7 protein-coding genes are annotated in these 12,441 nt (G+C 55.8%); 3 read left to right on the forward strand and 4 right to left on the reverse strand.

The genetic code is table 11. The annotated features are described in order from the left end of the window. Nucleotides 1-379: 379 nt before the first annotated feature. On the reverse strand, nucleotides 380-1,315 hold the full coding sequence (locus EP237_RS22175; protein ID WP_127563008.1) for a GlxA family transcriptional regulator: 936 nt from the start codon (nucleotides 1,313-1,315) through the stop codon (nucleotides 380-382). Between the two features lie 100 nt (nucleotides 1,316-1,415). Between EP237_RS22175 and EP237_RS22180 the strand changes: the two genes are divergently transcribed. Continuing rightward, on the forward strand, nucleotides 1,416-3,893 hold the full coding sequence (locus tag EP237_RS22180; RefSeq protein WP_127563009.1) for a CoA transferase: 2,478 nt from the start codon (nucleotides 1,416-1,418) through the stop codon (nucleotides 3,891-3,893). 4 nt (nucleotides 3,894-3,897) lie between these two features. Beyond that, on the forward strand, nucleotides 3,898-5,526 hold the full coding sequence (locus tag EP237_RS22185) for a N,N-dimethylformamidase beta subunit family domain-containing protein (RefSeq protein ID WP_127563010.1): 1,629 nt from the start codon (nucleotides 3,898-3,900) through the stop codon (nucleotides 5,524-5,526). Between the two features lie 431 nt (nucleotides 5,527-5,957). Here the strand turns inward: EP237_RS22185 and EP237_RS22190 are convergent, their stop codons facing one another. Next, entirely contained in the window at nucleotides 5,958-7,682 is a 1,725-nt protein-coding gene (locus EP237_RS22190; protein WP_164744800.1) for a VRR-NUC domain-containing protein, read from the reverse strand. A 274-nt stretch (nucleotides 7,683-7,956) separates the two neighbouring features. Between EP237_RS22190 and EP237_RS22195 the strand changes: the two genes are divergently transcribed. Further along, the gene (locus EP237_RS22195) at nucleotides 7,957-8,889 is read left to right on the forward strand and encodes a DUF4365 domain-containing protein (protein ID WP_127563012.1); all 933 of its coding nucleotides are present in this window, start codon (nucleotides 7,957-7,959) and stop codon (nucleotides 8,887-8,889) included. Between the two features lie 510 nt (nucleotides 8,890-9,399). Here the strand turns inward: EP237_RS22195 and EP237_RS22200 are convergent. Next, on the reverse strand, nucleotides 9,400-11,142 hold the full coding sequence (locus tag EP237_RS22200; RefSeq protein WP_127563013.1) for an ATP-binding protein: 1,743 nt from the start codon (nucleotides 11,140-11,142) through the stop codon (nucleotides 9,400-9,402). A 9-nt stretch (nucleotides 11,143-11,151) separates the two neighbouring features. Continuing rightward, nucleotides 11,152-12,174, reverse strand: a complete 1,023-nt coding sequence (locus EP237_RS22205) for an SIR2 family protein (RefSeq protein WP_127563014.1) — start codon at nucleotides 12,172-12,174, stop codon at nucleotides 11,152-11,154. Nucleotides 12,175-12,441 lie beyond the last annotated feature (267 nt).

Consider the following 12,441-nt stretch of genomic DNA (forward strand, 5'->3'; position numbering starts at 1 on the left):
CGGGCGTTTGCGTTCCGACGACAGCCGTGGAAGCACTGTGGAAGCGCGAGAACGCATAAGAAGGGTGTGGCAGGAGCGCATCAGTGGGCGTGAGCGATGTTGGAAGATTCCGGCCCACAGCCGCCGTCCATCAGTAGCACCGGTGCCGCGCTGCGGCTTCCCCAGACCTGCCATTCACGCACCGCGCAGCATTTTCGAAGGGTGAAGGTCCGCAGCGCGGACATAGCGGGCATTGATCAGATTGTTGAGAAGGTCAGGAATGCGCATTGAAGCGGCCTTTCGGCATGGTGACGTTGTAGATCGCGTTTGCTGCAAAGTGATCAATTGCATCTATGCTTTGCTCTAAGCTGCGACTTGGTTCGTACGATGTCTGATCATCTCATGGATTTGCCCGGCGTCCCTCTCGAAGATCGTTTGGGAAGTTTCTCCGCAAGCTGCGGACGAGGGTCGTTGCGTTCGCAAAACCGGAACGCAGAGCGATTTCGCCATGTGCGAGGTCACTGTAGCGCAGCAATTCACGCGCGCGCGCCAGCCGAAGAAGCAGGTAATATCGCCCGGGTGTTATCTGAAGTTCATCCCAGAACAGACGGCGCAGGGTTCGTTCGGATGTATGGGCCTTTTTCGCGAGAACAGGGATAGGCTGCGGTGTTTCGATCGCTTCGGACATCAGTGCCAGAACTTGTTTGAGCTTTGAAGACACCGCTTGTGAGATGGCCTGATCAGGAAAAGAGGCGCCGTGCCGTCTGGAATTGTCGTGCAAAAACATTGCGCCGGCATCAAAGGCGACCGAAGCACCGAACCGATCCCGAATATAGAGCAGCATCAGATCAAGGGCCGCTGCAGCACTGCCGCAGGTCCAGAAACCGGCATCCTGCACGAAACGGTCGGAACTCACCAAGACGTTGGGAAACTCTTCGGCAAACTCTTCGAGAAGTTGCCAGTGCAGCGTCACCTTACGGCCGTTCAAAAAGCCGCCTTGCGCCAGTACCCAAGCACCGGTATCCGCAGCAATCACAGTAGCTCCCCGCATCAACCGCCCAAGGCTCCGAGGAGCGGTTGCCTCCTTCCTGTCGCGAAACTTGTCACCACCGACGATGATGACCAGATCTGGGAGCGGCGCTTTGGCGATCTTCATTTCCGGTGAGACGCTCAGCCCACTGGAGCTTGTCACCGCGCGGTCACCGTCTGTCAGAATGCTCCAGCTTATCTCAGCGCCTGTTTGATCGCGGACCACGCGCAGGGGCTCAAGAAGACAAGCCAGCACCATGTTGGAAAAGGCGTCACACAGGAACACGGAGACAGTGATTGAACGCATTGGCAGAACTGATCCTGATTTTGGCAGGATGAGTATGACCTTTGGCCGCTCAGGTTTCTAGAGTGCTTGGCAGACACATCCAAATCAGGATTCTGCGACAATGCACAATCGTCCCCTTTCCCACATCCGCGTCCTTGATTTTGGACATTACCTTGCAGGCCCGCTGGTCGGTATGATGCTCGCCGATCTCGGCGCCGAGGTGATCCGGATCGACCCGCCCGGTGGCCCGAAATGGCAGGACCCGGCTTTCGACATGCTGTCGCGCTGCAAGCGGGCGCTGACGGTTGATCTCAAGACGGAGGCCGGGCGTGACACGGCGCTCGAACTGGTGCGCCGTGCCGACGTGGTGATCGAGAACTTCCAACCCGGCGTGATGGAACGGCTGGGGCTCGGCCCCAAGGTTTTAAGGCGAATGAACCCCGATATCATTTCGCTTTCGCTTCCCGGGTTTGCTTCGACCGATCCTGAATTTGCCGGTCTTGCTGCCTGGGAAGCAATCATCGCAGCCCGCACGGGTCAGTTTACCGACATGGGCCTGAACCGGCGGCTGATGGGGATCAACCCGTCCTTCACGCCGCTTGGGCTGGCATCGGCCTATGGTGCAGCATTCGGGGCGATGTCGGTGCTGTTTGCCCTGACGGCAAGAGAGCGCATGGGGGGCGAGCATATCGAGGTCCCGCTCGCCTCGGCCTTGCTGGAGGGCCTCGTCTACAATTGCGAGCAGATCGAGGACTACCCCGACCGTTACAAGTCCCCCCGCGAATTGGAATTGGAGCGTCGCGCGCGCGAAGGTCTGCCCAATAATCTGAGCTTTGGCGAATTGTCGGAGTTTCTCGACCCTTTCTACCGCACCTATGCCTGCGCTGATGGGCGCGGGTTCTACATCGTTTCCTGTTCGATCGTGAATCATCCCCAACGGGTGCTTGAGGTTCTGGGGCTGGGCGATCTGCTGGAGGAGTTGCCGGATTTCGATGTCTATGTCGATCGGGCGCAGTGGCCGGCAGACTGGGCCCTGCGCAGCTATCCCGTTGGCAAGAACGACCGCAAGCGCCTGTCGGACGCGATGAAGGCGGCGTTTCTGACCCGCCCGTCGCATGAGTGGGAAGCGTTGTTCGGGGCCGCCAAAGCTCCTGCCACGGCGCAGCGGAGCACCGCTGAATGGCTGGCGGACGACCATGCACTGGCGTCAGGGCTGGTGATCGAACTGGACGATCCCCGCCACGGGCGGATGCGTCAGATGGGCAATGTGGCTTGGCTCGCTGATGATCCGGGGGCGATGAACAAGACCGCCGGACCCGAGGCCGATGAATTTCGCGGCGTGCTTGCCGGCGTTCTTGGGGAACCGCCTCGAACTCCCACTGGCGGCGATGGCAAGGGCGGTTGGCTCGATGAGCTGAAGGTTCTGGACCTTACCAACGTCATTGCCGGGCCAACCATCGGTTCGACGCTGGCGCGCTTTGGGGCGCGGGTTACGCTGGTGCAGCCGGTGCGGCCTTCGGTCGATCCGTGGAACGCCATTGTATTCGGGCTGCACGCGCAGCGCGGGAAAGAGAGCGTCTTGCTCGATCTGAGGTCTGAAAAAGGGCAAGAGGCGCTTTGGCGGATGGTGGCCGAGGCAGACGTGATCACCATGAATGGCACGGATCAGCAACGCGCAGCCTTGAGGCTCACAGAGGCTCGCCTGAACGAAATCAATCCACGTCTCATTCTGGTGCAGCTCGACGCCTGGGGCGGGCCGCGTCGAGGACTGAAATCGGATCACCTTGGCTATGATGATCTCGCACAGGCCGCGACGGGTGTGATGACCCGCTTTGGCGGCGGGCCGGAGACACCGGAAGAGCACGCCCATTTCGGCACAATCGACGCGCTCACAGGGTATTGCGCCTGTGTGGCGCTTGGTGCCGCGCTGGAACGGCTGAGGCTGACAGGCAAGGGCGGAATTGCCCGCGCCTCTCTGGCTGCGGCGGGCGAAATGATCCAGACGCAGTTCATGTATGATTACGACGGCCGCCCAGCGTTTGATGAACCCTCGGGGCGCGAGGTGCATGGTTGGGGGCCTTTCTATCGCTGCTACGCCGCGTCGGATCGCTGGATGTTCTTTGCCGCGCCGACGGAACGTGACACAGCCTTGGCCCGCGTGCCGGAATTGTCCGATCTCGCCGGGAGCGCAGCCGACATCGAAGCCGCGCTTTCCAGCCGGTTTGCGCAAAGGCCAGCCGCCCACTGGGCACGCGCCTTTGCCGGCAGTTCGGCCGGTGTCACGCCGCTTGGCTCGCTCCATGGCACCCGCGATGCCGGACTTCAGTTGGAAAGCGAAGGCGCGATCGACATTCGCAAAGCAACCTTCCGTGTCGTCCGCCACGACCGGCACCCGATGGGCCGCTGGGTCGATCTGGTCGCGCCCAATGCTGTGCGCCCGGGCAAAGCAAAGATCACCATTCCAGGACCTGCGCCGAAATACGGACAACAAACGCGCGAGATCCTTGCGGGCTTGGGCTATGGCGAGGATGAAATCCAAAGCATGATTGACACAAGCGCCGCCGCTGAAAGCTGGTCGGACAAATATCTGCCGGAGTAGACACATGACCCAGGACCAGACCGGCCCCGCCATCACACCGCGCACACGGGCCAAGGCGCGGCATATCCTTGATCACTATTACATCGGGTCGGCGCGCGATGACCGGGTGCTTGAAATCTGGGGCTACACGCCCGAGATGAGCTATGCCCCTGGCGACCGGGTGGCGCTGCATGTGTCAACGACGGCACCGGAATGGGATCTGGAAATCGGTCGCGACGGGCTGATCTATCAGAAGCTCCTGACGGAAACCGGCCTGCGGGGGGTGCATCATCCGACACCGGCTAGCTGCTCTGTCACGGGTTGCGGCTGGCCCGAGACCTACGCCTTCACCATTCCCGAAAGCTGGACGCCCGGCGGCTATTTGATGACCTTTCGCGCCCGCCGGGGTGATGATCTGGTCGAAGAGCACCATATCATACTGGTCAGAAGCGCGCCCGACGCTCCGCTGCCGCCTTATGTGCTGGTTTGCGCGACGGGCACATGGCTGGCCTATAATTGTTGGGGCGGCTCGAACCATTACGAAGGTATCACCGGACCGGACGGCAACGCTTTCTCCCCGGTTGTCTCGACTCAACGCCCCTGGAGCCGTGGCCTTTGCAAATTGCCAGAAGGCGCCCCACGTGCGCTGCGCGAACAGCCGACCAGAACCGGCGAGATGGTGCGCTATCCCTACATGGAATGGGCGTATGCCTATGGCTATTCCAAGAAATACGCCTCGGCGGGCTGGGCCAGCTATGAACGCCACTTTGCCCGCTGGGCCGAGGGGGAAGGCTATGACTTCGACGTGATCGCGCTGCATGATCTGCATCGCGATCCGGACCTGCTGAACCGATATGCCTGCGCCGTATTCGTCGGCCACGACGAATACTGGAGCGCTGAGATGCGCGACGCGGTCGATGCTTATGTCGAGGGTGGCGGCAATGTCGCGCGGTTCGCCGGTAACTTCCTGTGGCAGACTAGGATCGAGAACGAGGGTCGCACGCAAGTCTGTTACAAGTATCTCGCCGACCAGGATCCCTTGATGGGGACAGATCAGGAGCATCTCGTCTCCGGCGCCTTCGAGGTCGCGCCGGTGAACCGCCCCGGTGCCCAGACCTTTGGGGTCAACGCCCTGCGCGGCGTTTATGCCGGGCTTGGCAATTGTGTGCGCGGCGGTGCGGGCGGTTTCACGATCTATCGCGACGATCATTGGGCGTTTGACGGTGCGGGTGTTGGCTATGGCGATGTGCTGGGGGCCCGGTCGCGGATTTTCGGATACGAGGTCGACGGGCTGGACTATGAGTTCAAGGATGGGCTGCCATATCCGACCTGCACCGACGGTGCGGTTCCCGAAATCGAGATCATTGCCATGGGGCTGGCCACCAATATCGAGGCGGACCACGGCATCTGGGGCGAGACGCTTTACATCGGCTCGGACGACGCGGCGTTCAAGGCCCAGGTCTTGTTTGGCGAGATCACCCCCAAGACGCTCGACGCCTGCAAGCGCGGTAACGGGATGATCGTCTCGTGGAAGCGTGGCAAGGGCGAGATATTCACCGCTGCAACCTGCGAATGGGTCGCTGGCCTGATCCGTCAAGACAGCCAGGTCGAGCAGATCACGCGCAACGTTCTCGACGGGTTTGGAAAACGTTAGGCTAGCGAAGCAAACGACGATTGGGCGTTGTCCGGTGCAACTGTAAGACACGGTTCGCGCCTGACCGCTTCGAGCAGAGTGCAGTCATTCGAAGATTTCGCAGCATTTGGAACTCTGGGCTCCAAGCCGACCTCGGAGGCACTGGGGCATCCATGCCCTGACCAACGTCAATCACGGCCCAGAGCAGACCTCCAACGGCCCGTCGAGCGCCGCACAGCTGCTTCCCCAGAACGGCCATTCGTTCATCGCGCAGCATTTTCATCGGCCCGATGGCGACAGTGCGGGGCAATGCTCCAATTCGCGGCACTTCGGAACCGCATAAGTGATCAAATGATTGATTTGCAGCACGAGGTGAGATTGTGGACCTTCCGATCGAACAATGAAAAAACCGCCGTTCCAGCTACGCCTGACTCAGCCAACTCATTGAGCGTTTATCCATTTGCCTTCAATCTCTGCAAAGCATTACTTGCCTCATCCACGAATTCCGTGTAGCCCTTGGGCGGTTCTACTTTTATTCGCTCATCGTTCAACCTTTCGATGCCAGGGAACCCATCCCCGTCTTCACAAATAATCGGACCAACTGGACGCCCAAACTGATCAGATCGCATCAATATCCACGGGCGTAATATAAAGAACTTGAACACAGCGGCCCTAAGCGTTCTTGCCCTTACCGGTCCTCCGCTTTGTTCGGTAAATCGACAGTACCAAGAATGAAATTCATTTCTTGACGCAGCATTTGTTGCTGGGAGCTCTTTGTGAAGAAGTTCCAGCGTTGCAGTGACCTTTCGAAGAAAGAAGGGTTTGCTCTTACCTCCTATAAAACTTTCACGATCGATTGAGATGCCGAACCTAGGCTTTCCGCTTTCAGTGGAAATCCATATGAATGGCAGCTCAAAATAGCTTTCTTTCATCTCAAGTTCGAAAACATCTACCTCGGAAAGATATCGAGCTAATTTCTTCCTTCCAGAATCCAATTCCGCTTTGACTTCTGAGAACTCCTTCGGCAATTTCTCCTTTGTTGCTCGAAGGATACGGTTCTGGGTTTCTGCAAAATTGTTACTGAAATCAGCTATCCTGCTACCATCCACATACGGGAATTGAAGTCCATACTCTTCTGAAATGAAGTAATAGGTCGTCTCCAGGCCATAGATAAATTCGTTGGCAAATGCCCTCTGGCGCAAACTGTGCATGCGCTCAAGCGCAACGACAGTTTCCCTCAAGCCTGAGTTCAACGAGTCACCTTCGGTTGAGTTTGACGCAGGGATTAATGACCCCACCTCTTGCGAAGAACGACCCGATTTGATGGCTCTGCCGTCGGTGACAAGCAAAACATCCGCGTCTATGCCCATCCGTTTCAATTGGGCTATTATGCTTTCTTGGTCATCGCTCAATTTATCGCCAGGCGACTTCACCTCTCTGAAAAAGCAATCTTGATTATTCCATATCAGCAAATCTGGCCAACCCTTTATCCTATTAAATGATCTTCTTTGGGCGTGAAACCGTTGCAGCTCGATGAGCTTAACAATACCCAACGAAGATAGAAGAGCGAGCGCACAAGTGATCCTCTGTTCACTATTCATAGAGGTCCCGAAGATGACACTTACATAGTCTTTGTGCGGTGCCACACGTGCTTTTTTCAGGTTGGATTCTCTATTCTCTACAATTCTTGGAAGGATTGATCTAAGATTCTTCTCTATCCCCTCACGCGAGCGACTTGGTGCGGCATTTAGGCACTCTTCGTGCTTCTTTGCGAGTTCGTTCTTCGCCCTTTCCAGTGCTCCGCCGGAGCCGTGCGCGTGGCGGCCAAAAAGTGCTGCCTTTTCGTTTTCAATTTTGGCCCTGTCAGTTGTCATCAAACCCTCTAACAGTATTTGACCAACGTCATCCGTTGTGGGACGTTCATACATAGTAGAAATTAATAAGGAATCGAGAATAGCCCTGTAATCGTGTGAAGCATAGTATCCATTTTTTCGAAACCAACCAGCAGCTGCTTCTTCGACAGTTACCAACTCTTTGGTATTGGGCGATACCCATTGCGTTTTTCCATGCGACTGAATGCTATCAATGATCAGCGGCTGGGATATCTCGATCACTTCGTACTTCCCTTTATTCGGAGTTGGGCCTGAACACCAAGCGGCTGTATGATCTTTCGACATGCCGCACAGCCCTGCGCGACCTTCACTTAAAACTCTCACGATCTTGCACGGTTGGCTAGGAGATACCCATCTATGTCCATTTAGGCCGCATTGGGCCACAATGCCGACCTGGGGCGGTGCAGCGCCGCCTCCGGCTTCCCCGTAGAGCCGACGTTGTTGACGGCCCTTTGCGGACATTGGACATGTTCTTCGGTGGTTCGCCCCAGTTCGGCATTGCTGACATTCGAGTAACGCCGGACTAGGGTCACTGAAAGGCAAACGATCGGAACTACACATGAGCTTGACAACGCAACGGCAGGGGCAGCTGGGTGTAAACGTAGTTGAGAGGATCGTTCTCGGTTCTTGGCAGGCGCGCTGGCAACCCATCGAAGCTCACAACGACGACGCCGTTGACGGCCTGATATTTCTTGAAAGTGGTGGTGAGCTTTCCGGTCAAATCATCTTTGCACAAGTAAAGTGCGTAAAAGCCAAGCCCCGCAAAGACGGAATGCTTGCCATTCCAATAGCCGCTGAGCAACTCACCCGAAATTTGGCTGCTTGGCGCAGGGTCGTCGGAGCTGCAATAGTAATCTTGGTAAATCCAGATGACCTGAGCGCACGGTGGGTTAACATTAAACCCGAAGAGGCCACGACATCATCGCAAATATTGGTCCCAGAAGACCAACCATTCGATTCTCATGCAAAACTGAAAATTCGCCAACTCTGCGGAACGTTACACCACGACCTGCAGGCGCAAAAAATACATACTTTCGCAGATGATTTCCCGCACCTACGGAGCAAGGAGCACATTCAGAAATCGTCTCGGAGACTATATAAAGAGCTGGACGCAATGCCCATATGTGTCGGAGTTCCCAGCCAACGTGTCCAGTTTGATAGGGATGGTTGGCGACATATCACTCGACCTGACCGAAGCCAGCTTTCAAAATACCAGAGCTTTGTTCTTCTAGGAGCAGCTCGAAAAATACTAGAAAATTGCTCGAAACCACTGTCGGACCTCTATAGCGGCAAGACCGACGACAAGCAGTACATTTTCTTCCAGCTTGATAGCATGGTAACGTTTCCGTTTCGACAAACCGGTCTCGTTCGGATTGTCTTGCGAGGGTTATCGCAGGAACCAGCTTCGAATCCGAATCTGAAGTTTTGGACGATATATGAGCCGCGGCGAAAGCATGATGGTCTAGGCGTGCAGGAACCACGACACCCATAAACCCTAAGGCTACCTGGGGCTAGGAGCAGTCCCTACACAAGAGCAGCTTACAGGAACAATACGATATAACAAGCTGCATCCCATGACCTTCCGCTCATGCCAAGCGCTGGTTGCGCCTGGTGTCGGCCGAGGCTGTGTGGAAACTCGGTCAGGCATGGTCGACCCCGAAACGACGTTCTCCCGAGGGAGCCGCGGCAGTGCTTCGCTCTGGCGCGGGTCGCCGCATACGGGCCACTGAGGAAACTGTTCCCGCCAGATCCTCGAAATTGGAGTTTTCACACAGCCTCGGCTCATTGCCGACAGGCGCCAACCAATAATCGATGCGGCAGTGGCATCGCTCAACGCCGTCATTCGCCGCGAGTGCGGAATTCGATGGCTTTTGGAAAGCCGCAGAGCAAGACGGAGTGTCAAATGCTCGAGTATGGGCTACTTCCACTTTGCAGTCTGGCGAACCATTTGCGATGTGCCCAAAGAGCCTTGCTATTCCACTAACCCGCTTTGCCAACATTGTCAGTTCATGCTCTGCCGCCGCCAAGAGCGGATCGAGTTGGGCGTGTCTGATTTTGGCTCAACGTCGTTCCATCGATCCCAGAAGGCAACAGTCTGGCTGTCAGGCTTCATCTTGGGTTCGGCTATGCGTATACGTGTTGGCAGAAGGCTTGCGTCGCCGACGACCAGAGCTTCTCCGATGTCCAAGACAGGCAATAGATCACCAAAACTCCCAAGGCTATCAGGAAGGAGACGTTTTATCACGCTCTGATCGTCACCGTTGGTCAAACGCATGGCAACAACATTGTTGCACTGGCTCAGAACAGTCCGGTTTACTTCTGATGGCCGCTGGCTGATAACCACGAGCCCTATACCATATTTGCGGCCCTCTTTTGCAATCCGCTCAAAAATCTCGACGGCGACAGCGTCAGAACTGTCAGCACTCATCCGCTCTGGTATGTACAGATGGGCCTCATCACACATGATTGCGATAGGGTGCCGCTGGTCAGATTTCGTCCAGAGGCTCGTAGAGAAAATAATTTGAGCCAAGAGACTCACTATCAAGGGCAGTACGTCAGATGGCACTTCTGAGAAGTCGATAATCTTGATGCCGCCTTCATTGCCATCCTGAGCCCCGCGACCGGTTGAAATTGCATGAACCATTCGTTCTAACCATTCCATGTGCATGCATTCGTTAGGAGGCTGAAACAGGAACGCTAGCCGACGATCATGCCTCTTTGCTTCTAGGCGACCGATCAACCTGCTCAGCTTGCCATGATAGGGGCCCTGCTTTTCGCCCCTGGCGCCTGGCACCATCTCTTCATCTAGGTCTTTGAGTTTCTGCAAGACTGCATTGATGTCGAATGGCACAGGGCTGTCGATCGTGAAATTCTCCAATATTTCTTTATGCTTGACCGGATCTAGGGTGCCCTTTTTTGCGTCGACGATAGTGCGCGTCATGATCATCGATTGGTTTGGCGCGTTCTGGTCACTGCGGTCAACGAACATGGACACCAGCGCCTCGTACCCCAGCAACCAGTACGGCAGGTGTAGAACTCCGTCATCCAAACCGCGTTTGTTTTCGATGTCTGAAGGCCCCGCAATCCTCAAGTGCTTAAATGCCTCGCTTTTCAGCGGGCGGTACTCACCATGGATGTCGAACAAGACCACGTTAGCCTGTGGCAATTCAGCGATTTGGTCCAGCAATCGAGCCGTAGTCCAGGACTTGCCTGATCCCGTACTCCCGACAATCACGGCATGTCGTTGGAAGAGCTTGTTGCCATTCAGATAAGCAACAGCTTCGTCATCCAACGTAAAGTTTCCCAAAGACAGCTTTGGGCCGTCGGTTTTCACGTTGGAAATGACCTGCATGAAATTGGTGAGGCGTTCACCCTCCAGAGAGAAGCAATTGGCGTCGATTTCCGGCACGGTTTCTAACGTACGGCGGAAAACGTTCTCCTCCTCTCCAACTTTGTCGAGCAAGGTGCCGATAAGTGTGATCTTGACGAGGTTGTTCTCGTTCGGGATCAACTCCACGTCGGTCAACTCGGCCTCGTCCAAATCGCGGTTGTCGGGTTTCCTGGTGATCCGCACCACCACACCAATCAAGTGTTGCCCGGGCTTGCTACTTTGGAGAACCACCAATCGGTTCACTTGAAGGCGCTTGAGCCGGTCGAGGTCATCGACGCGGATAGTCGCTGCGGCGGTATCTACTGAAATCACGCTGCCGAGGGCTTCATTGTCTGCGAAATCGAAAATGGACATGTGCATTACCTAGAGTACTAAATTGTTGAAACCTGAAAGCGACCACAAATCAGCAGTCGCCACCTCGACACCATCGGGAGCCTCAGGACGGTAGACCTTACTTCCGGCACCGGACATCTCGATTCCCATGTAGTTCGCGCCGGCTTTGCTCTTGAGAAAGTCTTTGGCCTCGTCGGTCAGCGTTCTGGCTAGTACAACGATGGGCACGTTTTTTTCCCGACATCGTTCGATGATTTTTGGGTGGATGTGCAGATCGCGGAAGCCAAATCCGATACAAAGAAACGCAGAGGCTGTCTTCAGTGCGTTATCTGCACCATTAATTATCGTTCGGAACGGGTCTTGAGAGGTTGTCTCGTATTTGTTAAACCCAGGGGTAACGATCAGAGGAGCGTATTCGGCTGGTGGCAATTCGAAAACCGGTAGTCCGACCGTTCGCTCGTCTTCAGTGCGGAACCAGTCTAGCGAGCCATGGACCTTCCAGATCTTGACGACCCGCGAAGCTTTAGCCCCATGCCGGAATTTGACGCCGCCGGTGCTTTCCCACTTCTGGACATAGCCTGGAGCGAAACCAGTCTGAAAAAGCACTCCTTTGGAATTGCAAGCAAACTCTGCGACACGATCATAGTTGGTGGTGACAACATGGATCTCGTTCAGCGTGCTGTTGAACATCCCGGACAGCAAATGCCCAAGAGCGAATTCCTGGCCATTTGACGCTGCAAGGCTCAAGAGCGCTGTATCCTTCTCGTTGACACATTGCCAAGTCAGGCCGACGATCTTCGCCAGCAGGGTATCCGGCAAAGCTTTGCCCTCCAACGCGGCTTCAAGATGATCACCGTTTGCCAAGGCTGTCCGGACCAACAACCAAGCGTCCTCTTCGGCTTGGCCCGCTGTTTCCAGCTTGTCACGCAGGCAGTCGCTCAGTGCTCCCATACTTGGCAATCCATGTGGCATAGAGGCGCCACTGCCAAGGATAATTGTGGGGGATCCTTGGAAACAGGTTTGCGCAAACTTGGCGATATCTTCTGTCTTCATTTCGTTTGGGACGCTCCCCTTGTGTTGGCATCAATGACCTAAATGAAAAAGCCCGTCGTCCGACGCCAAGCAGATCCTATTGGAAATCAACCTTAATATGCAATTGCCATCAAGAAACAATCTTGGCGTTACAGCCAGAAGGAACGCTGTACACCGACCATAAGCAACTAGTATCGATGAATTAAACGGCCGCTTCTTGTCACGGCCGTGGTTTCCACGCTGGTGCAGCGAATGACGGCTTTCCGCCGATGCTGTTGAAAAACTCTG

Origin of the sequence: Nioella ostreopsis, assembly GCF_004000255.1 — a bacterium.
GTDB lineage: Bacteria > Pseudomonadota > Alphaproteobacteria > Rhodobacterales > Rhodobacteraceae > Nioella > Nioella ostreopsis.

What these genes read in the sequence shown, in the direction of transcription:
- EP237_RS22175 (WP_127563008.1), bottom strand. Translation starts at nt 1,315, where the DNA reads ATGCGTTCAATCACTGTCTCCGTGTTCCTGTGTGACGCCTTTTCCAAC.
- EP237_RS22180 (WP_127563009.1), top strand. Translation starts at nt 1,416, where the DNA reads ATGCACAATCGTCCCCTTTCCCACATCCGCGTCCTTGATTTTGGACAT.
- EP237_RS22185 (WP_127563010.1), top strand. Translation starts at nt 3,898, where the DNA reads ATGACCCAGGACCAGACCGGCCCCGCCATCACACCGCGCACACGGGCC.
- EP237_RS22190 (WP_164744800.1), bottom strand. Translation starts at nt 7,682, where the DNA reads ATGTCGAAAGATCATACAGCCGCTTGGTGTTCAGGCCCAACTCCGAAT.
- EP237_RS22195 (WP_127563012.1), top strand. Translation starts at nt 7,957, where the DNA reads ATGAGCTTGACAACGCAACGGCAGGGGCAGCTGGGTGTAAACGTAGTT.
- EP237_RS22200 (WP_127563013.1), bottom strand. Translation starts at nt 11,142, where the DNA reads ATGTCCATTTTCGATTTCGCAGACAATGAAGCCCTCGGCAGCGTGATT.
- EP237_RS22205 (WP_127563014.1), bottom strand. Translation starts at nt 12,174, where the DNA reads ATGAAGACAGAAGATATCGCCAAGTTTGCGCAAACCTGTTTCCAAGGA.